The sequence below is a fragment of the Pseudomonas onubensis genome (genome assembly GCF_965653655.1).
In the GTDB taxonomy this organism is placed as follows: domain Bacteria; phylum Pseudomonadota; class Gammaproteobacteria; order Pseudomonadales; family Pseudomonadaceae; genus Aquipseudomonas.
This window is the reverse complement of record NZ_CBFHAZ010000121.1, coordinates 1-18,774: the sequence shown is the minus strand read 5'-3', so window position 1 is coordinate 18,774 and position 18,774 is coordinate 1. Positions and strand designations below refer to the sequence as shown.

Here is an 18,774-nt window from a genome sequence, read left to right as displayed (position 1 = left end):
CGCGAAGGCGGAGTGTCAGTCGGTACATGTAGTTACTGGCACACCGCCTTCGCGAGCAAGCCCGCTCCCACAGGAGATGGGCGGCAGCTTTGGGATTAATGCACAACCCAACTGAGCAACCACAAGCCCAGCATCAGCCAGATAATCCCCATAATGATCGAGGCGCGCATAAACGCACGCACCGCTGAGTACAGCAACATCAGGCCGATGATCAGGGCGGCGATGCTGATGATCGAGGTGTCCATGCCCAATGTGCGCGACAGGCCTTCAATAAAGTTGCCGCCCGCGTGGGTCAAGGCGCCGAACAAGCCGCTGAGCCCGTCGACGATAAAGCGGATGACGGAGCCCAGTGCCTGGCCCAACCATTCGAAAAAGCTTTCTACCTGCATGTGTGTGTCCTGATGAAGAGGTGGGCGTCGCTGAGCCTTTGGTCGTTATTACACCCAGCGAGTTCCCTTTTAGCATAGAGGTTTACGCGTTACAGGGATTCACTTGCCTTCGCCCGGCATCCGCCCGAAGCTATACACCTTCAGGAGCCCCCGCATGAACCTCGAACACCTCACCGAACGCTTGCACCGTATTCGCGATACCAACGACTGGAAGCGCTTCCACAGCCCTAAAAACCTGGCCATGGCCGCCAGTGTGGAAATGTCCGAGCTGGTGGAAATCTTCCAGTGGCTGACCGAAGACCAGTCGCGCCAACTGCCGGCGGACAAACTTGCCCATGCCGGGCAGGAAGTCGGCGATATCGTGCTGTACCTGCTGTTGCTGTGCAGTGAGCTGGGCCTGGACATGAACGAAGTGGTACGCGCCAAGCTGGCCGACAGCGAGCGGCGGTTTGCCCATGAGTGATCGCCACTTTGACCAGTTGGCCACGCGCTTTGCCGAGAAGATCTACGGTGGCGCCAAAGGCGCGATTCGCCTGGCGGTGTTGCAGGCCGACCTGACTGAAACCTTGCCCGAGCGCCCGCTGCGCGTGCTGGATATCGGCGCGGGCCTGGGGCATATGTCGTTGTGGCTGGCCGAGCGTGGCCATCAAGTGACCCTGGCCGAGCCTGCCGAGCCAATGCTTGAAGGCGCCCGTCAGCGGTTTGCCGAGTCCGGGCAGAGCGCGACTTTTATCCATGCGCCCTGGCAGCACTTACTCGGGCAACTCACCGAGCCCTACGACCTGGTGCTGTGCCACGCCGTGCTCGAATGGCTGGCCGAACCGCACGCGATCCTGCCGGTGCTGCACCAGCTCACGGTGCCCGGCGGCTGGTTGTCGCTGGCGTTCTACAACCGCGATGCACTGATTTACCGCAACCTGCTCAAAGGCCACTTCCGCAAAATGCGCAAGAACGACATGGCCGGCGAGAAGCAAAGTCTTACCCCGCAACAACCGCTCGACCCACGGGAATTGGCGGCGCAACTCGAAGGGCTTTGGCAGGTCGAAAGCCAAAGCGGCGTGCGGGTGTTCCACGACTATATGCCGATGGAGTTCCAGGCTCGCGCCAATCTGCAGGACTTGTTGGAGATGGAACTCGCTCACCGTCGTCACCCAAGCTTTGCCGGACTTGGGCGTTATTTGCACTGGATCTGCCGTCCGGTTTAAGCGGCCCAGTCTGCGGAGGTCGAAATGCGTCGTCTCTGTTTGATTCTGTTATCGATGGGCTTGGGCGCTTGCTCCACGCCCAACCCCTACGTGGCCGCCTCGGCCCCGATGCCGCCGGCTCCGGCCCAGGCGGCGAATACCTTTGATGCCAGCGCCTACCCGGCGCCGGTGCGCGACTATGGTGCCTACCGCAGTTGGGGCTGGCTCAACGGCCAACTGCCCGCGGGCACGGCCTGGGCGGATTCGGCGCAAATCGCCGAAGCAGTCAGCGGCGCCCTCGACCAGCGCGGCTTGCGCCCCTTGCATGACAACCGCGCTCCCGACCTGTTGGTGATCGCCGATGTGCGCCTGGAAAAACGCCTGCGCCAGGTGCAGGACGACTATGGCTACGGCTACGGCGGCTATAACCGCTATGGCAACGGCTATGGCATGTACAACACGGTGCCGGTGGTACGCACCTATGAAGTGACGGTTGCGGTAGCACGCGTCAGCCTGTTCGATGCCCGTACACGTCAGCCGGTATGGAGCACCAGCGCCGAAACCACCAGCCAGGGCAGCCTGAGCGAACGCGCTGACGCATTGCGTGAAGCGATGCAAAAGGCAATGAGCGCTTATCCACCCAGTTAGCCGCTATTCTCATCTCAGGCTGATTCCGTCTTTTGGAGAACACCCCATGCTTCGCCGCCTTGCTGCACTAGCTGTACTGGTCTTGTTGAGTGGCTGCCAGACCAGCCAGGTCAACCACGACTTTGATGCCAGCCGCGATTTTGGCGCCTACCGCAACTGGGCCTGGAAAGACCCGGCCCTGCAATACCGCCCGGATGATCCACGTATCAAGAGCGACCTCACCGAGCAACGCATTCGCCAGGCCGTGGGCGAACAGCTCGACCAGCGTGGCCTGCGCCCCGCCGCCGCAGGCACCAAGGCAGACCTGAATGTGCAGGCCTACCTGATTGTCGAAGAGCGCCAGCAACAAGTCACCACCAACTACGGCGGCGCCTGGGGCGGCCCATGGAATGGCTACTGGGGGGCACCGATGTACAACGAAACGCGCAACATCACCTACAAAGTGGCGACCATCCAGATCGACCTGCTCGACGGCAAGGACGGCAAACTGGTGTGGCGTGGCAGCGACGAGCAGATGATGGCCAGCACGCCGAACCCGCAGGATCGCAGTGATGCCATCCGTAGTACGGTGACCAGGATCCTCTCCAACTACCCGCCGCACTAAACGTTGGGTTTTTGATCGTTCCCACGCTCCGCGTGGGAATGGCGCATATGGACGCTCCGCGTCCGCGCTTGAGGCCGTGACGCCGAGCGTCATTGGATGCATTCCCACGCAGAGCGTGGGAACGATCAATCGGCGCACGCTTCAGCCCTTGTCTACACTCAATTGCATCCCAGGAGAGTAAGCGCTCGGCAACTCGCCGGCACAGGAGTGCTCGATGTCTCCCCGACTTGGTTCCAGGCAACGTGGCGCAATCGGCCTGATGGCTGCCGGCGTGCTGGCGGTGGCGCTGGCCTTTACATTGCTGATGATCGACAGCGGCCGCCTGTACCTGGAAAAGCGCAAGCTGCAAGGCGTGGCGGACACGGCGGCGCTGGAAGCGGTGAGCCGCAGCGGCACGTGCCTGAGCGGTTTGAGCGCGGCGGCGTTTGCCGGGCAGAGTGTGGCGCGCAATCATTTTGTGGTGGGCAGCGGTAATACACTGGTGACCCAATGCGGCACTGTGACCACCGCCGCGTCGGGCCGGCGTGTCTTCAGTGCCAACCCAGCAGTGTCATCGGCGATTCAAGTGGTGGTGAGCAAAACCGTGACCACCAGTGTGGCCGCCGGGGTTTGGGCGTTGTTCTCCGGCAACTCGCTGAGCCTCAACACCGTATTGACCGCGACCGCCGTGGCGGCGGTGCCGACGCCACCCTCGGCCCAGCTCACCATCAACAGCACTCTGGCCAGCGTCAACTCGGCGAGTGCCAGCCTGTTGAATCCGCTGTTCAGTGGCTTACTCGGCGGCAACGTCAACCTGACGGTCGCCGGTTGGAACGGCTTGCTCAATACCAATATCAACCTGCTCAGTTACCTCAACCAACTGGCGATCAACCTCAATGTGGCCGCCGGTAACTACACCCAGCTGCTCAACACCAACGTCACTGCCTCACAGTTGATCCAGGCCGCGGTCACCGTGCTGACTGCCAACGGTGCAACGGCGGACGTGATCACCGCCCTGGGCAGCTTGCAAATCGCCGCGATCAACCAGGCGCCGTTGACCGTCGGGCAGATCCTGCAATTGCAGACCGGCACCACCTCTGCGGCGCTGAATGCCAACCTGCAGGTGTTTCAACTGATCCAGGGTGTGGTGCAACTGTCCAACAGCAAAAGCGCGGCGGCGGCGACCTTGCCCGTGAGTGTGCTGGGGTTGGCCAATATCACCACCCAGGTCAAAGTGATCGAACCGCCGCAGTTGTCGGCCATCGGCAATCCGGTGCTGGCGGCGGCCAACCCTACAGGGCCAAATAAAATTTACGTGCGCACCGCTCAAGTGCGCACCGAAGTGACCGTGAGCTTGCCCGTGTTGAGTGCGTTGTCGGGGCTGAATACGGCGGTAAACGACCTGTTGGGCCCACTGACGCCGGTACTCGGCAGCCTGCTGAGCCTGAACCTGGTGAGCACGATCAACTCGGCCCTGTGTTTGCTGGGCGCCGGTTGCCAGCAGGCGGATTTGCTGGTGTTGCCGGGCAACCTGCCGATCAACATTGTGCTGGATGCCGGCGCCGCCAGCAGCTACGTCACCGCCTACAGCTGCCCGACTGGCAACGCCGGCACCAAGAGCCTGACCGCCTACACCACCACGTCGCTGGCGTCGTTGAACGTGGGCAGTATTACCAATGCGTTTTCCACCACCTTGCCGATGACGGTAGCGCCGTTGCCCCTGATCGATATTGGCACCAAGACCTGCCACAAGATTCTCGGCATCGGCAGCTGTGACCCGCGCGTGCCGTTTGCCGGTGGTGGCATCGCGATCAAGGTGCTCAGTCCGATTGCGCAGAGCAATCAAACCCTGGTGTTCTCCAGTACCACGCCGTTCGCCACGCCGCCGAACGTGGGTCTTGCGCCGACCTATCAGGCCGCGACACCTGCCACCAATGTGGTGAGCAGCCTTTCGACCACGCTCAATGGCGTGGGCATCACGGCTTACCAACCGTCCGGAGGAAACCCGCTGGGCATTCTGGCGCCTACGGTCACAGCGCTGCTCAGTGGCGTCAGCGCCATTGTCACGCCGGTGGTGGATGGCTTGCTCGGGCCGCTGCTCGACCCGATCCTCAACAACTTGCTGAGCATGCTGGGTATCAGCCTGGTGAATGTGAACGTCGGCGCCAACCTCACCTGCGGCCAGACCGGCGAGGCTTACCTGGTGATTTAAACGTCGGTGGCCCTGGGCAGTTCCACGCAGAACCGTGCGCCGTGTTCGCCGTTGCTGACGCTCAGGCGTCCGCCCATGTTTTCGACGATGCCGTAACTCACCGACAAGCCTAACCCGGTGCCCACGCCAATCGGCTTGGTGGTAAAGAACGGCTCGAAGATGCGCTCCAGCAAGCGTGGGTCGATGCCGCCGCCATTGTCTTCGACCCAGATGCGCACGTGGCGGCTGTCGTGATCGGTGTGCACGGCGATCCAGGGGCGCAATTCGGGGTTCTTCTCGCGCTGGCTCAACAGCGCATCGCGGGCGTTGACCATCAGGTTGATCAGCACTTGCTCCAGCTGGTCGACGTAGCCTTTGACCTGCACCGGGATATCCGCCTGGGTCAGGCGCACTTCAACGCCTTTGCCACGCAGGCCTTCACTGAGCAACGACAAGGTGCCCTCCAACGCCTGCGCCGGGTCGAAAGGTTGCTGCTCGACCTCTGAGCGGCGCCCGAACACACGCATATGGTCGACCACCCGCGCCGCACGCTGCACCTGGGCGTCGATGCGCTGGAGTTTTTCGGTCAGGTAATCGATCTGTACGTCGCCATTGCTCAGGCGCTTGAGCACATTGACGATGGCCATGCGCATCACGTTCAGCGGCTGGTTGATCTCATGGGCCAGGCCTGTGGCCATTTCACCGAGGGTGGCCATTTTCGCGCTTTGCGTGAGTTGCTGCTGGGAGCGCCGCACTTCGGTGTTGTCGCGGCCCACGGCCTGCACTTCGACCAGGGCGCCATGCTCATCGAAAACGCCTCGGTCCGACCACACCCACCAGGCATGTTCGCGGCCGGGCAATTGCAGGCTGATTTCGGCCGTGCTCACCGGGAACTCCGGTGTCAGCTGGTGGATGCGCTGCACAAACGCCTCGCGCTGTTCGGTCGACAGCCATTCACCCAGGTTCATCCCGCGCAAGTGTGCGGGCAGGCACTCCAGGTAATTGGCCAGCGGCGTGTTGCCGAACGTCAGGGTCAGGTCCGGGCGGTAGCGGCAGATCATCGCCGGGGAGTCTTCCACGAGGATGCGGTAGCGCTCCTCACTGTCCTTGATCTGCTGCGCGGCCAACGTCGCCTCGGTCACATCCAGCCACAGGCCGACGGCTTCCACCGGCACGCCCAGGTCGTCGCGCAACAGCTTGGCTTCGTCGAGCAACCAGTGGTAATCCCCGTGTGTGTCTTGCACGCGATAACGGCTGCGCACGCTGCCTTCACGCAGCAATTGGCGGGTGCGCTGGAAGTACAGGTCGCGGTCATCCGGGTGTACCCATTGCACCAGGCTGTCGTGGGTGCATTCGGCGAGGGTGCGACCGAGCAGTGGCAGCAGGCTGTGACTGAAAAACACCGGCTGCAGCGCGCCGTTCACATAGCGCTGCACATAGATCACCGCCGGAGAGCTGGCGATCAGGTTGTCCAGGCGGGCGCGGGCGGCGTCGGCTTGCAATTGCTGGTTCTGGATGTCGCTGATGTCGAGCATAAAGCCGACCCAGCGCCGCTGTTCACCGGCGCCCAGCACTTGGCCCTGCACGCGATACCAGGTCGGCGTGGCGCTGTCGCCACGGTTGAGGCGCACGCTGGCGAGCAAGGGTTTGCCGAGGGTTTGCAGGTCGCGCAGGCGGCTGTGCAGCTCCTGGCGATCGGCGGGGTGGATAAGGTTCAGCCACGCATCCAGGGCTTGCCGGGTCGGACCTTCCTGCGGGCCGAGGTTGCGCATCAATTGAGGGGCGAGCTGGATTTCGCCGCTGGCGGGCAACAGCTCAAACCAGCCCGTGCCCAACAGGCCTTGCAACGCTTCCTGACGCTCGAGTTGTTGATGGTGGCGGTGTTCGCGCAGGCGGCTGAGCAGCGGCGCGGCGAGGGCGGCGGCAAGGTTTAGCCAGTCGCGGTCATTGCTGTGCAGTTGGCCGCTGTAGGCGCCGCACAACAGCCATGCGGCGATGCCTTGGCCATCGCGATAGGGCACAAGGAACCCATCGGCATTCCCGAAAATACTGTGCAAGCGCGGGTGCTCGCCGCGCCCATAAGGTGCTTGCAGGCTCAGCGGCGTTGTGCCGTTGAGGCTGTCCAGGCAGGTCCCGAGACGTTGGCCGGTGTGCCAGAACAACGGTGCATCATGGTTGGCGTACTGGCTGTAGATCATCCAACCCTGGTCTTCCTGATCGAGCAACGCCAGGGCCACACACGGGATACGCCAGCGCTGCGCCACGCTGCTTAACTGTTCGTTAAACACCTCGGGCAGACGGCTGAGGCTGCACACGCGCAGTTGCTCACTGACGCGGCTGGTCAATTGGTGGTTCTGTTCGCGCTGCTCCGCCAATTGCCGGCCGCCGAGTAAATCGCCGATGTCTACAGCATGCAGCAGCCAGCCATTGTCGTAGGGTTGAAGCGTGCCGCGGGTGTGCAGGACTTGCCCGGCGATCCCGTGAAAATCCAGGTCGAGGCTGTGGCGCTGCCAGTCGGCGGGCACGCCTTCAACCGTCACGGCGCTATGCACACTCAGCAGCGCTCGCAAATGCGGCGAGTTAACCAGTGGCGGCAACTGCGGGCGCAGCGTGCCGCTGAGGTCGAGCACGCGGCCCTGGGCATCGAGGTGTACATGCAGCCCGGCAGACGGCGGCGCGTGCGTGTCGATTTCCAGTGCGCTATTGCGACCGAGCAGGCGCCCGAAAAGTCTGTCCCCCGAGGTCAAAACTGCAGGCTCGACTGGGCCTGCAGTGTCGCCGGCAGTTGCGGCACTGTGCCGATGCCGGGCAGGACAATAAAGGGCAGCACCGCCTGGAGGTTGGCCGACGGGTAGTTGATCTGCACCGACAACAGCCCGCTGGTGAAGGTGGTGGTGACTTGGGTGGAAGCGTCGAATTTGTAGGCGTTGGGAATCCACCCCAAACGGTTGGCGACCGCCGTTTTGGCAGTGGCCTGTACGGCGGCGGGGTAGCCTTGCATATTCGGGTCCAGCCCTACGCTCAGGCGCACGGCTTCGGCGGTGGCCTGGTTGAACGACTGCAACAGCAGCAGCGGCAGGCTATAGCTGACCGTGCCGTAGAACACGGCAAAAAAAATCACGAACACGGCAATGAACTCGATGGCTGCCGCGCCTTTTTGCTTATCCGGGAGGCTTGTTTTCATCACCGCGTCTACCCTGACGGCTACTACTTGATATCAGCATAGAATCAATCGGCGAAAAGGGATGTTTTTTACGTGATCCATAGCGCAGTGGTGCTGTTGTGGTTGGGGCTGTGTGCCGTACAGGACGTTCGCCAGCGCTTGCTTGCCAATCGCCTGACGCTGGGCGCGGCACTGTTGGCGTTGATCTACCTCGTGTGGACGGGCAGCACCTGGCTCGGCGCTTCCGTCGGGCAGGGGCTGTGGGCGTTTTTTCTGGCGCTGCTGTTGACCTTGCCCGGTTACGCTCTGGGCCGCCTGGGTGCCGGCGATGTGAAGCTGCTCGCGGCCTTGGCGCTGGCCTCCAATGCCGACTACCTGCTGGGGGCCTTTGTGGGGGCCGCGATCGCCAATCTGCTGTGGCTTTTGGCAGCGCCAAAGCTTTGGCCGCTTATGAGTCAAGGGGTTAAAAACCATCTGGGTTATCTGGCGCCGGACCCGTCAAGAAAACTGCCGTTTGCGCCGTTTTTACTGGTGGGTTTTGCCGCCACCTGGTGTTGGATCCATTAATCGCCTGAGGGTATTAACGCTATGTACATAGTCAGAAAGTACGTCTACGTTTAATACGTGGTTGTACAGGAATATTCGTGGTGAAGGATTAGTCAAACTTTTGGCTTGCAATGCATGGAGTAGCGCGTGAACAAGCTTACCTCTGCTGTAAAAGTGCTCGTGGTCGACGATCAACCGCTGATCGTGGAAGAGCTCTGTGAATTTCTTGAAAGCAGCGGTTTCCGCTGTGTCCCGTGTGAATCCAGCCAGCAGGCCTTGAAGCGTTTTACCGAAGACGCCGAGATTGGCCTGGTGCTGTGCGATCTGCATATGCCGGACATGGACGGCATCGAGTTGGTCCAGGCCCTGCAGAAGGTTGCGGGCAAGCAGCGCGCCTTTGAGGCGATCATGTTGACCGGCCGTGCGGACAAGCAGGATGTGATCAAGGCACTGCGCGCAGGCATCGCGGATTACTACCAGAAGCCAATCAACCTCGATGAACTGCTCGAAGGCTTGCAGCGCCAGGAAGCGGCGCTGGAGGAGCGCAAGAAAGAGCTGCAATTGGGGCACTTGAACCAGAAGCTGCAATTTCTTTCCGAGTCCATCAACGACCTGTACCAGGACCTCGACAAAGCACGCCGCAGCCCGCCAGGGCATGAGAGTGACGAGGTGTCTGCAGAGGAGGCCGGGCCGGTGGAGATTCCGGCGATCTTCAACCAGCTGTCGCCACGTCAGTTGGATGTTGCACGGCTGGTGGGCAAGGGGCAGACCAATTATCAGATTGCCTGTGAGCTGGGCATTACCGAGAACACCGTGAAGCTGTATGTGTCCCAGGTGTTGCGCCTGACGCACATGCATAACCGCACGCAATTGGCGCTGGCGTTGTCGCCGAGTAATTCGGCGCTGCGCCAGCGAGTCACTGCCCACTGATCACCTGTGGGAGCGGGCTTACTGTGGCGAGGGAGCTTGCTGTGGCGAGGGAGCTTGCTCCCGTTGACTGCGCAGCAGTCTCCGGCTTTTTTGGGGGCGCTTCGCACCCCAGCGCAAGCAAGCTTGCTCGCCACAGAAAGCCCGCTTGTGTCTTGAATGATCGTTCCCACGCTCTGCGTGGGAATGCCGCCCAGGACGCTCCGCGTCCTGCTGTCAACTACCGCCCTGGGTTGTCCCGCCCGCCTTTTGATCAAAGTATTCCGGAATCGGGTGCTTGTAGCTTTCCAGCAAGCGTTGCGCCGCCAGGTCACGCTCGGCGGCGGAGGCTTTTTGCTGGGTGCTTGAGGCCGCTTTCCCGCTGGACTGCAAGGTCAGCCAGCTTTCGGTCACCGCCTGCTGCGGCGAAGACGGGCCGGGCTCGATGGCCATGACGCTCAGGGGCAATGCCAGTACGGCGAGGCTGGTGAGATAAGGCATTTTCATGATCAATTCCTCGGAATGCTTACGGCATCACTCATGGTAGCTACCTGGTCTTTGGCCTTGGTGACGGGAGCGCTGGCGCCTTTGAGTTTCTCGGCGCGGGCCTGGGCCTCGGTAACTTGTTCAGGGCTCAGGTTCATTTGGCTGGCCACCTGCGCGGCCTGCTTCCAGTTGTCCTGATAGATCATCAGGGTCACCAGGTTGATCGCCGCCAGCGGGTCGCTCTGCTTGAGCTCCATGGCGGTCACGAACTCGAAGCGTGCGTCTTCCAGGCGCAGTTGGTTGAGGTACACCACGCCCAGGTCATTGCGGATTTTTTCATCCGTCGGTGCCAACCGGGCCGCGCGTTGCAAATGCGCCATGGCTAGGCCGTTGTCGCCTTTGGCCGAGGCCAACTGGCCCAGGCCGTGTTCGCCTTCGGCCGCCATGCAGGTGCCGATCAGGCTTTGATAAAGCGGCTGTGCCTCGCTGCGCCCGAGCAGGCGATACGCCTTGGCCTGGCGCAGGCGTACCTGAGGCAAATTGGCCGGCAGGCTCTGCAGGTTGGCCAGGCTGGCGTGCAGCTTGCCGTCGCCGGCCATTTCATCGGCCAGGTTCAGCGCCAGTTCCTGGTCCGACCCAGGTTTGGGGCAACTGCCGCCCGCCGTCAGGGCCGCCCACGGCGTTTGGCCGTTGGTGGCGCAACCCCCGAGCAGCAACAGGCTAAAACCGGCTATCAAGGCTTTCATCGGGCGGTCCTCATAAGTTACTCAAGGCTCGGGAGATGCCAATGAACGCCGGCCCCCCGAGCACGATCAGCAGGGCGGGAAACAGGAACACCATCATCACCACCGACATCTTTGCCGACATCTTCGACACGAATTCCTGGATGCGCGTGAGACGGCGGTCGTCGAGCAATTGCTTGAGCGCCAGCAGCGATTTCATCGCGCCGCCGCCTTGCTGGACCAGTTGCTGGAGGATGGTGCAGGTGTCGGTGAATTCATCCACGGCCAGCATCCGCGCGGTCTTGCCCAGCTCTTCGCTCAGCTCCAGGCCGGAGTCGACACGCGTCAGGATCAGCCGCAACTCATAGGTAAGGTCCGGCAGCAGGCGCTGCGCTTCAATGCTCAGCACGCGCAGTGCTTGTTCAACCGCCATGCCGGACTCGAACAGGATGCGCAGCAGCGGAATGAAGGTCGAGACCTCACGGGAGATGCGCTGTTGGCGCGCCTTGGCGGCCCTGGCCAGGATGCGTTTGGGTAGCAGGTAACCGATGCCCAGGCCGATCACGGGCGCCAGCCACGGCGAGGCCGTGTGGGGAAACAGCAGCTCCTGGCCCACCAGCACCATGCCCAGCGCCACTAGCGGCGTGCCGACCTGCAGGGCGGCGAACATGGAACGTTGGCTGGCCTGGCGCCAGCCGACGCGGCTGAGCAACAGTTGGGTCTCGTTGTCCAGGCTGACCGAGCGTTGCGCGATAGGGCTGTTGCCCAATTGGCGCATCAACGTATTGAGCGTGCGTTCACGCCCCATCTGGCCCTGCAAGCGCTGGGTGACCAGGCGTTGGCCGCGCCGGTGTTTGAGCAGGTTGGCCAGCACCAGCGCCAGGGCGGCCAGGAGCAAAACGGCGCTGATCAGCAGTGGGATAGCCATCTCATACGCTCCGCAGCATGCGCCACAAGGTGAAGCAGCCCAGCAGCTGCATCCCCAGCGCCACGAACAACAGGATGCGCCCGGTGCCGTCGTTCCACATGGTCATCAGGTACGCCGGGTTCACCGCGAGGAAGTAGCCGATCATCGAAATCGGCAGGGCGCCGAGCACGTAGGCGGTCACGCGGGTCTCGCCGGTCAGGGCGCGCAATTGGCGGGCGGCCTGCTCACGCTCGCGGATCATCTTGATCAGGTTTTCCAGCAGTTCGCTGGCGTTGCCGCCATAGCGATGGTTGATCTTCAAGCCCAGCGCAAACAGGCGAAACTCATCACGCTCGTAGAACTCGGCAAAGTCGTGGGTCGACTCCGGCAGGCTCACGCCCAGCTGCACGTTACGGCGGATACGGCCCATGGCCTGTTGCAACGGGTCTTCAGTGATCTCGATGCCGCCCAGCACCGAATCCGCCAGGGTGCGCCCGGCCTTGAGGCTGCGCACGGTGTGGTCGAGCAATTGCGGCAGCTGTTCGATCATGCGCTTGATGCGTCGCTGGTAGCGCCAGGCGATATACACGCGCAGCAGCAACGGCGGCAGCACCAGCATCACCAACAGGCCGAGCCAGCCGGCCACCAGCAGCCCCAATGCCACGCCCAAGGCCCAGATCGCCAGCCACAGGCCCAGGCTGTCCGTGGGTTTGCCCAGGCCTGCGCGCAGGAACATCCGCTCCACGCCACTCCACTGGTTGGCTTCTTCGCTGAGCTGCGGCTGGCCCTCGGCGAGCCGGCTCAGTACCCGCTCGGTCTGGGCACGGCGCAGGCCGTTCTGAAAGGAGCGGATCGACAGGCCGATCAGGATCAGGCAGATGAGTAGCAAAATGGCCCCGGTCATGGTCATGTCCCTTTCAAGGCTAAGCCGGTTCGCGGCGCAGTTTATCGCCGGCCGGGTTGACCGCTTCGCGCAAGAAGCCGAAGCCGGTGCGTCGGTCATGACGGAACAGGGTGTTGGTGACGTACACGTCTTCACGGACACCCACCACCTCGACCACTTCGCTGACGCAGCGACGCCCGTCCGGCAAACGGGTCAACTGGATCACCACATCGAGCGCCGCGCAGATCATTTGCCGCAGGGTTTTTTCCGCCACCACACGGCCGGTCAGGCCCACCAGGGTTTCCAGGCGCAGCAGCGCATCGGCGGCGTTGTTGGCGTGTACGGTACTCATGGAACCGTCGTGGCCGGTGTTCATGGCGGTAAGTACATCAAGCACTTCCACGCCACGGATCTCGCCAAGGATGATGCGGTCGGGGCGCATCCGCAGGGCGTTGCGGATCAGGTCGCTGGCCTTGACCTCGCCGTGGCCCTCGGCATTCGGCGGGCGGGTTTCCAGGCGCACCACGTGGGGGTGGCCCAATTGCAGCTCGGCCACGTCTTCGATGGTGACCAGGCGTTCATGGGGGTTGATCAGTTGGCTGAGAATATTCAGCAGCGTGGTTTTTCCGGTGCCGGTACCGCCGCTGATCAGGATATTGCAGCGCTTGCCCACGGCTTCCTGGAAGAAGTCAAAGATGTTCTGGTCGATGGTCTGCATTGCCACCAGGTCGCTGCTTTTAAGCATGTCCTTGCGAAACTTTCGAATCGACAGGCACGGCCCGTCCAGCGCAATCGGCGGGATGATCGCATTGACCCGGCTGCCATCCGGCAGACGCGCATCGACCATCGGCGACGACTCATCCAGGCGCCGCCCCAGTGGTGCGAGGATGCGTTGCATCACGCGCTCAACGTGGTGTGAATCAATAAAGCGCAGGTCGCTTTGATGCAGCAAACCGTCACGTTCGATAAATACCCGGTGCGGGCCGTTGACCAGGATTTCGGTTACGGACGGGTCGCGCAGCAACACTTCCAGCGGGCCGAAACCGGTCAGTTCATCGACGATCTCTTCGGCCAGGCGCTCCATCTCATAACGGGAAATCGCCAGGTGCATGCGGTTGATGTATTCGGCCACTTTGTCGATGACAAACTGCGCCAACAGCGGGCGTGAACCCTCGAGCAAATTTTTGCCTGACTCCTCGATGGCATCGATGATGTAGCGATGCAGCACCAGCTTGAGGCCGTCGTGGTCAGTGTTGCCGCCGACGCCGCGAGCGGGTGAGCCGAAGAGTTTTTCACCGTTCATTTGCCGGCTCTCAGCAAGCGCTCAAACCAGGTGTGCGAGGGTTTTTTCATGCCTTCGGAGCGCTTTGCCAGGCGCTCGCCCAGGGTTTTGAGGTTGTGGGTCAGGGTTTCTCGCGGGGCCAGGGCGAACAGGGTTTGCCCTTGGTTTTTGGCATTCAAGCGCACCTCCGGGCTCAACGGCAGCACCGCGATCACCTCCAGCCCATAGCTCTTGCCCAGGGCATCGGCGTCGGGCGCGCAGCCTTTGATGTAGCGGTCGACCAGCAGCTTGGCGTGTTCCAGCTTCATGCCTTTTTCGCGCCACTGGTTCAGCACGCCAAGGTTACGCCGGCAGTCCAGCACACTCTGGTCGGTGCACCACAGCAGCTTGTCGCAGTGGCTGACAAAGGTGCGTAGCGCTTCGCTGTCCGGCTGGCCGGCGAGGTTCACCACGATATGCTGGAAGTGCTGGCGCAAGGCACTGAGCAGCATGTACAGTTCGGCCGCGCTGGTCTGTTCCAGGGGCTCGTCATTGGGGGCATAGGCGAGGATGCGCAGGCCGTCTTCGGCAGAGGTAAACGCGCTGTTGATCAAGGTGGTGTCCAGGCGCCTGAGGTGGCGCAAGGCATCACCGAAATTGAACGAGCTTTCCAGCCCCAACAACGCGAGGCTGTCACCGCGCGGCAGGCCCAGGTCTAGCAACAGGGTTTGCTGGCCGCTCTTTTGCACCACCAGCGCCAAGTGGCTGGCCAGCAGCGCGCCGTCGGCATTGCTTTGGGTGCCGTAGAGCACGGTGAGGCCACCCAGTTGAGTGTTGGTGGTCACCGGCGGCAGGCGTTTGCTCAGGCGGCGTACCAGCCCGGCGACTTCGCTGGAGCGTGAGCCGTAGGCGACAAAATCACGCGCACCGGCGCGCATGGCATTGAGTACAAGCTGGTTGTCCATGCCATCGCCGAGGGCGACGATGGCGAGCATCGGCTTGGCCTCCAGCGCGCCTTCGATCAGCGCGCTTTGGGCCACCACGTGTTCGCGGTCGAGGCCGACAAACACCAGGTTGGCGAAGGTCACGTCCACCAGCGCGAGCAGCTCGTCGAGGGTGCCGCTGCCGGCGCTGACCACTTGGCCAAGCGGCGCCAGCGCGCCCTGCAGCCATTCCAGGTCGGTGGTGTTGCGCGTGATTGCCAGAAACGTCTGGCTCAGGCTATCGCTCATTGAGACAACCCATTGAGTCGGTCGAAATTGCCGTTTTCCAGGAAGTACAGGCGGTACCAGTTCGGGTCGTAGTTGCGCAGCTTCTCGCCGGGCAAGGACGGCAGTTGGGCGTTGGCGGCCAGCGGCTGCACCAGGTGCGGCGTGACGATCATCAGCAGCTCTTTGTCCTGGCGGTTAACCGAGGAATCGCGAAAGAACGCACCGAGAATCGGGATATCGCCCAGGCCTGGAAACTTGCTGATGCTGGTGACGTTGGTGCTGCTGATCAGGCCGCTGATCACGAAGCTTTCGCCGTCGGCCAGTGACACGCTGGTGTCGGTGCGGCGGATGGTCAGCGCCGGCACCTGGATGTTCTGGATGACCACGGCGTTGGTGTAGTCCAGCTCGCTGACTTCCGGCGCTACCTTGAGGGAAATGCGGTTGTGGTCGATCACGGTCGGGGTGAGTGTCAGGCGAATGCCGAACTCTTTGTACTCGATCGAGATGTTGTTACTGCCGCTGCTGGGCACCGGGATCGGCACTTCGCCGCCGGCCAGGAACGTCGCGCTTTGCCCGCTCATGGCTACCAGGCTTGGACGCGCCAGGGTGTAGGCAAAACCGCTACTTTCCAGGGCATTGATCAGGGCAGAAACCCGCCCGCCGCCAAAGCCGATATTGAAGTTGGTGGTGCTCACCGGCAGCTTGAACGTGTCGACGGTAGGCGAGAGCAATTTTGGGCTACCAAGGAAAAAGTTGCTGCCGATGCCGAGGATCTTGGTGCTGGCTTCCTTGAGTTTGGAGCGGCTGACTTCGACAAAACGGATGTCGGTTTGCACCTGGCTGGGCAGTGTCGGGTCTTCCGACGGCGACAGCGACAGGCTGGTCAATGCCGAGGTAGCCTTGCCTTTGACGAACACCATGCTCTGGCGCGGCGTGTTCGAACAGGCGGTCCAGACCATCAGGCTGGTGGTGCCGGAGGCGACGCCGGTGAGCAGGAAACCGCGGTCGCCGTTGAGGTGCACATCAGCGATTTTTGGGTCACCAATCGCCAGGCGTGTGATGGCCACGGGAGATTGCAGTTCCTGTTGCAAGCCTTCGCCCACCGAAAGCGCTGCGGGTAATTGGCCCAGGCTGCCGCAGTTGCCCGGTGCGGCTGCAACGAGCCCCACAGACAGGTTCGACAGCATCAGGGCACAGGCGATTTTTAGCGTGAACACCGGTGCGAAACGTCGGTTCATGCACAGCATCCTTGTTCAGTCGGGTGTTTGTTGGGTTGCTTGATTGCCGCGTATCACCTCGACACCGGTGCGGCGCGCGGGGCCACCCTGGGCGACTTTTTTGGGCGCCTGGACGAAGGCCAGTTGGGTGAATTGGTAAAGGTCGCGGTTGGCGCTTTGCAGCTTGCCCGGTGCATCGCTTTCACCGGCCCAGTAGTGGCTCAGCAAGCGTTCATCGGCGCTGCGCACGGCCAGGCGCAAGGTGCCGGCCTGGGTCGCCAGCATCAGTTGGCTCAGCAGTTGTTCGGGCACCGCCAGCACCACTGTGCGAGAGGGCGCATGGCGCTGGGCCTTTTCTTCGGCGGTCATTGCCGGTGGCGAAGCGGGAACGCCGTCGTTGGTCAGGCCCATTTGATCGCCGACGCTGAGCAGGCGCATCGCGGGGATCACCACTTGGGCGGATTGTTCGACGTTGGCGACGTCCTGGCGCAGGTACAGCAACACGTCCACATAGTCGCCGGGGCTCAACTGACCGGCTGCGCCAATCACTTCATCTACGGCAACCGCCAGCGCGCGTTCGTTGGGGCGGATCATGCGGGCCAGCGGGCCGCCCGGGCTGAAGCTCTCATCGTTAAGCCAGGTGCCGGCCTGCAGGGCGCGCCACGGTGTGCGGCCGATGGCCTGGTCGACACTGGTCATACTGCCCGCTGGCGCTGTGCGCAGTTTTTCGATGCTCAGGTCTGCGGCGGTCAGGGCAATAAAGGGCGGTACATCGTGGGCCAGTACCACCACCGATTGGCGGGTCTGGTCCTCGACCACGGCGACGGCTTTTTCTACCGGTGCAGTTGGCGGCGGTGGCGGCGCTGGGGCAGGCTCGCGGCTGAGCACCAAACCCCAGTAACCGGCAAACAGCGCACCCACCAAGAGCACACCGGCCAGTACCATGCTCAGACGCGTGTTCATGACGGCTCTCCTTTTCCTGTTGCACTAAAACCCGTCGATCCCAACAGGCTAATTCCGCAACTCGGCTGCTATGAACAGTGACTAACTATTTCGCTATTTGAAGGTAGTTCAGCTAGGACGAAATGCCATTACTGACAGAAAGATTTCTTCGTAGCGCCCCTCGATAGCCTTGAAAACAAGGGATTCAGGCGCCAGTAAAATGACCACTACTTTGTGATTAATCAGTTCTTACAGTTGTGAGGGCGGGGTTTGTTGACAATGCTCAGGTGGCACATGGCAATTACTGTGCAGCACCGAGCCAGGGCGTCTGGTCGCCCAAAGGAGTAGTACGATGATCCTCGAACTGTTGATTAAACTCCATGTTCAACTTCAGCTACTTTTTCATCGCAAAGAAGGCGCGACCGCGATTGAATATCTGATTCTGGTGGCAATTGTAGCATTGGTGATACTGGCAGCCGGGACGACGCTGGGGCCGAAGATCACTACATTCTTTGGCAAGATCCAGACGGCCATTACTACAACGTAAGTAATGACTATTCAGTTCCGTGGGTAGAGCCTTGATATGGCGTTGGGTCGCCAGAGGAGAAGTAACATGGTCCTTGATCTGTTGGTGAGACTGTATGTGCAACTGCAGGTGTTTTTTCGGCGCAAGGACGGCGCAACGGCAATTGAATATCTCATTCTCGTGGCCATTGTAGCGTTGGTGGTACTGGCGGCTGGGACGACGCTGGGGCCTCAGATTACGACGTTCTTTGGCAAAATTCAGACGGCGATTACCACGACGTGAGTTTGGCGCAGCCTGCTGTTGAGTTCAGACGGTTTTGATTGATGACATCAGGTAGTGCCCATGAATGCTGCAGCTGCACTTTTGCGTCAACAAATCCTGTTGGTGGACGACGAAGAAGATGCCCTCGTAGAACTGGCGGAGTCGCTGGAGAACGAGGGCTTCGTTTGTTTTACCGCTACCTCTGTGACTTACGCGTTGCAAGAGCTGACGCTGAATCCTGACATTGCCCTGGTTATTACTGACCTGCGTATGCCTGAGGAGAGTGGCATCTCGCTGATCAAGCGCTTGCGTGAGCACACGGATCGTCAGCATTTGCCGGTGATTGTGATGTCTGGGCATGCGGAGATGGATGATGTGAGTGACATGCTGCGGTTGCAGGTGTTGGATTTGTTTCGCAAGCCCATTTATCTGGTGCGGTTGATTGATACGCTTAACAGTCTTTTTCCTTTGCGCAAGTCTCGGTTGTAGCTGGGGGTGTTGAGTACATATCCGTTGCTGCGGTAACGGCCGCCTATGGTTCCGCTCTTACAGCGGGTCACTTTTGTAAAGACACAAAAGTAACCAAAAAGTCTTCGCCCCACCACTCGGCACCTCGCTAATGCTCGGTGTGCCCTCACTCCGGCTTGAATCCGTGGGCCGCCGCGATGGGCCATCCTTGGCCCAGCGCGGCTAACCCGGCGTCCTGCCGGGTTACCCACGGATTCAAGCCTGCGTTCGGCCATCGTGG

At 61.6% G+C, this 18,774-nt stretch carries 21 protein-coding genes; 10 read left to right on the top strand and 11 right to left on the bottom strand.

Going from position 1 to position 18,774, the window contains the following annotated elements:
- Window positions 1-95: 95 nt before the first annotated feature.
- Window positions 96-389, bottom strand: a complete 294-nt coding sequence (locus tag ACTD9P_RS26260; protein WP_017136733.1) for a hypothetical protein — start codon at window positions 387-389, stop codon at window positions 96-98.
- Window positions 390-543: 154 nt separating this feature from the next.
- Between ACTD9P_RS26260 and ACTD9P_RS26255 the strand changes: the two genes are divergently transcribed.
- The 5 genes from ACTD9P_RS26255 (at window position 544) to ACTD9P_RS26235 (ending at window position 5,016) form a co-directional block, all read left to right on the top strand.
- Window positions 544-852, top strand: coding sequence for a MazG-like family protein (locus tag ACTD9P_RS26255; RefSeq protein ID WP_065930604.1), 309 nt, complete (start codon window positions 544-546; stop codon window positions 850-852).
- Complete coding sequence (locus ACTD9P_RS26250) at window positions 845-1,594, top strand: methyltransferase domain-containing protein (RefSeq protein WP_438869959.1); 750 nt, start codon at window positions 845-847, stop codon at window positions 1,592-1,594. Before ACTD9P_RS26255 ends, ACTD9P_RS26250 begins: the two co-directional genes overlap by 8 nt.
- A gap of 24 nt (window positions 1,595-1,618) precedes the next feature.
- The gene (locus ACTD9P_RS26245; protein ID WP_438869958.1) at window positions 1,619-2,221 is read left to right on the top strand and encodes a DUF4136 domain-containing protein; all 603 of its coding nucleotides are present in this window, start codon (window positions 1,619-1,621) and stop codon (window positions 2,219-2,221) included.
- A 46-nt stretch (window positions 2,222-2,267) separates the two neighbouring features.
- Entirely contained in the window at window positions 2,268-2,825 is a 558-nt protein-coding gene (locus ACTD9P_RS26240; RefSeq protein ID WP_438869957.1) for a DUF4136 domain-containing protein, read from the top strand.
- 214 nt (window positions 2,826-3,039) lie between these two features.
- Window positions 3,040-5,016 (top strand): pilus assembly protein TadG-related protein, encoded by a 1,977-nt coding sequence (locus tag ACTD9P_RS26235; protein WP_438869956.1) that lies wholly within the window; start codon window positions 3,040-3,042, stop codon window positions 5,014-5,016.
- Here the strand turns inward: ACTD9P_RS26235 and ACTD9P_RS26230 are convergent.
- Together ACTD9P_RS26230 and ACTD9P_RS26225 are read right to left on the bottom strand one after the other, a co-directional pair.
- Entirely contained in the window at window positions 5,013-7,742 is a 2,730-nt protein-coding gene (locus tag ACTD9P_RS26230; RefSeq protein ID WP_438869955.1) for a PAS domain-containing sensor histidine kinase, read from the bottom strand. The two genes, ACTD9P_RS26235 and ACTD9P_RS26230, sit on opposite strands and share 4 nt — an antisense overlap.
- Window positions 7,739-8,179, bottom strand: a complete 441-nt coding sequence (locus ACTD9P_RS26225) for a TadE/TadG family type IV pilus assembly protein (protein ID WP_438869954.1) — start codon at window positions 8,177-8,179, stop codon at window positions 7,739-7,741. Before ACTD9P_RS26225 ends, ACTD9P_RS26230 begins: the two co-directional genes overlap by 4 nt.
- A 72-nt stretch (window positions 8,180-8,251) precedes the next feature.
- Here ACTD9P_RS26225 and ACTD9P_RS26220 point away from each other — a divergent pair, with 72 nt between their 5' ends.
- Entirely contained in the window at window positions 8,252-8,725 is a 474-nt protein-coding gene (locus ACTD9P_RS26220; protein WP_438869953.1) for a prepilin peptidase, read from the top strand.
- 126 nt (window positions 8,726-8,851) lie between these two features.
- The gene (locus ACTD9P_RS26215) at window positions 8,852-9,634 is read left to right on the top strand and encodes a response regulator transcription factor (RefSeq protein WP_438869952.1); all 783 of its coding nucleotides are present in this window, start codon (window positions 8,852-8,854) and stop codon (window positions 9,632-9,634) included.
- A 213-nt stretch (window positions 9,635-9,847) separates the two neighbouring features.
- Here ACTD9P_RS26215 and ACTD9P_RS26210 read toward each other — a convergent pair whose 3' ends face one another.
- The 8 genes from ACTD9P_RS26210 to cpaB are packed head-to-tail and all read right to left on the bottom strand — an operon-like array spanning window position 9,848 to window position 17,260.
- On the bottom strand, window positions 9,848-10,117 hold the full coding sequence (locus ACTD9P_RS26210) for a DUF3613 domain-containing protein (protein WP_438869951.1): 270 nt from the start codon (window positions 10,115-10,117) through the stop codon (window positions 9,848-9,850).
- 2 nt (window positions 10,118-10,119) lie between these two features.
- On the bottom strand, window positions 10,120-10,842 hold the full coding sequence (locus ACTD9P_RS26205) for a tetratricopeptide repeat protein (RefSeq protein ID WP_438869950.1): 723 nt from the start codon (window positions 10,840-10,842) through the stop codon (window positions 10,120-10,122).
- A gap of 10 nt (window positions 10,843-10,852) precedes the next feature.
- Window positions 10,853-11,746, bottom strand: a complete 894-nt coding sequence (locus ACTD9P_RS26200; protein ID WP_438869949.1) for a type II secretion system F family protein — start codon at window positions 11,744-11,746, stop codon at window positions 10,853-10,855.
- A gap of 1 nt (window position 11,747) precedes the next feature.
- Entirely contained in the window at window positions 11,748-12,629 is an 882-nt protein-coding gene (locus tag ACTD9P_RS26195) for a type II secretion system F family protein (protein ID WP_285678540.1), read from the bottom strand.
- A gap of 19 nt (window positions 12,630-12,648) precedes the next feature.
- Window positions 12,649-13,911, bottom strand: coding sequence for a TadA family conjugal transfer-associated ATPase (locus ACTD9P_RS26190; protein WP_200433797.1), 1,263 nt, complete (start codon window positions 13,909-13,911; stop codon window positions 12,649-12,651).
- A complete protein-coding gene (locus ACTD9P_RS26185; RefSeq protein WP_438869948.1) occupies window positions 13,908-15,101 on the bottom strand; it encodes a CpaE/TadZ family protein in 1,194 nt (397 codons plus the stop codon). Before ACTD9P_RS26185 ends, ACTD9P_RS26190 begins: the two co-directional genes overlap by 4 nt.
- Window positions 15,098-16,318: a type II and III secretion system protein family protein gene (locus tag ACTD9P_RS26180; protein ID WP_017136718.1), complete on the bottom strand. Its 1,221-nt coding sequence runs from the start codon at window positions 16,316-16,318 to the stop codon at window positions 15,098-15,100. Before ACTD9P_RS26180 ends, ACTD9P_RS26185 begins: the two co-directional genes overlap by 4 nt.
- 15 nt (window positions 16,319-16,333) lie before the next feature.
- Window positions 16,334-17,260: a Flp pilus assembly protein CpaB gene (gene cpaB, locus ACTD9P_RS26175; RefSeq protein WP_099488030.1), complete on the bottom strand. Its 927-nt coding sequence runs from the start codon at window positions 17,258-17,260 to the stop codon at window positions 16,334-16,336.
- 331 nt (window positions 17,261-17,591) lie between these two features.
- Here cpaB and ACTD9P_RS26170 point away from each other — a divergent pair, with 331 nt between their 5' ends.
- The 3 genes from ACTD9P_RS26170 (at window position 17,592) to ACTD9P_RS26160 (ending at window position 18,515) form a co-directional block, all read left to right on the top strand.
- On the top strand, window positions 17,592-17,786 hold the full coding sequence (locus ACTD9P_RS26170; protein WP_200433799.1) for a Flp family type IVb pilin: 195 nt from the start codon (window positions 17,592-17,594) through the stop codon (window positions 17,784-17,786).
- Window positions 17,787-17,852: 66 nt separating this feature from the next.
- Entirely contained in the window at window positions 17,853-18,047 is a 195-nt protein-coding gene (locus tag ACTD9P_RS26165) for a Flp family type IVb pilin (protein ID WP_200433800.1), read from the top strand.
- 60 nt (window positions 18,048-18,107) lie between these two features.
- The gene (locus ACTD9P_RS26160; RefSeq protein WP_438869947.1) at window positions 18,108-18,515 is read left to right on the top strand and encodes a response regulator; all 408 of its coding nucleotides are present in this window, start codon (window positions 18,108-18,110) and stop codon (window positions 18,513-18,515) included.
- The last annotated feature ends 259 nt before the right edge of the window (window positions 18,516-18,774 follow it).

Bases quoted from the DNA above. Each gene is read 5' to 3' on its own strand.
- ACTD9P_RS26190 (WP_200433797.1), bottom strand. From the start codon at position 13,911: ATGAACGGTGAAAAACTCTTCGGCTCACCCGCTCGCGGCGTCGGCGGC.
- ACTD9P_RS26195 (WP_285678540.1), bottom strand. From the start codon at position 12,629: ATGACCGGGGCCATTTTGCTACTCATCTGCCTGATCCTGATCGGCCTG.
- ACTD9P_RS26180 (WP_017136718.1), bottom strand. From the start codon at position 16,318: ATGAACCGACGTTTCGCACCGGTGTTCACGCTAAAAATCGCCTGTGCC.
- ACTD9P_RS26260 (WP_017136733.1), bottom strand. From the start codon at position 389: ATGCAGGTAGAAAGCTTTTTCGAATGGTTGGGCCAGGCACTGGGCTCC.
- ACTD9P_RS26170 (WP_200433799.1), top strand. From the start codon at position 17,592: ATGATCCTCGAACTGTTGATTAAACTCCATGTTCAACTTCAGCTACTT.
- ACTD9P_RS26235 (WP_438869956.1), top strand. From the start codon at position 3,040: ATGTCTCCCCGACTTGGTTCCAGGCAACGTGGCGCAATCGGCCTGATG.
- ACTD9P_RS26250 (WP_438869959.1), top strand. From the start codon at position 845: ATGAGTGATCGCCACTTTGACCAGTTGGCCACGCGCTTTGCCGAGAAG.
- ACTD9P_RS26210 (WP_438869951.1), bottom strand. From the start codon at position 10,117: ATGAAAATGCCTTATCTCACCAGCCTCGCCGTACTGGCATTGCCCCTG.
- ACTD9P_RS26205 (WP_438869950.1), bottom strand. From the start codon at position 10,842: ATGAAAGCCTTGATAGCCGGTTTTAGCCTGTTGCTGCTCGGGGGTTGC.
- ACTD9P_RS26200 (WP_438869949.1), bottom strand. From the start codon at position 11,746: ATGGCTATCCCACTGCTGATCAGCGCCGTTTTGCTCCTGGCCGCCCTG.
- ACTD9P_RS26240 (WP_438869957.1), top strand. From the start codon at position 2,268: ATGCTTCGCCGCCTTGCTGCACTAGCTGTACTGGTCTTGTTGAGTGGC.
- ACTD9P_RS26255 (WP_065930604.1), top strand. From the start codon at position 544: ATGAACCTCGAACACCTCACCGAACGCTTGCACCGTATTCGCGATACC.
- ACTD9P_RS26160 (WP_438869947.1), top strand. From the start codon at position 18,108: ATGAATGCTGCAGCTGCACTTTTGCGTCAACAAATCCTGTTGGTGGAC.
- cpaB (WP_099488030.1), bottom strand. From the start codon at position 17,260: ATGAACACGCGTCTGAGCATGGTACTGGCCGGTGTGCTCTTGGTGGGT.
- ACTD9P_RS26165 (WP_200433800.1), top strand. From the start codon at position 17,853: ATGGTCCTTGATCTGTTGGTGAGACTGTATGTGCAACTGCAGGTGTTT.
- ACTD9P_RS26245 (WP_438869958.1), top strand. From the start codon at position 1,619: ATGCGTCGTCTCTGTTTGATTCTGTTATCGATGGGCTTGGGCGCTTGC.
- ACTD9P_RS26225 (WP_438869954.1), bottom strand. From the start codon at position 8,179: ATGAAAACAAGCCTCCCGGATAAGCAAAAAGGCGCGGCAGCCATCGAG.
- ACTD9P_RS26185 (WP_438869948.1), bottom strand. From the start codon at position 15,101: ATGAGCGATAGCCTGAGCCAGACGTTTCTGGCAATCACGCGCAACACC.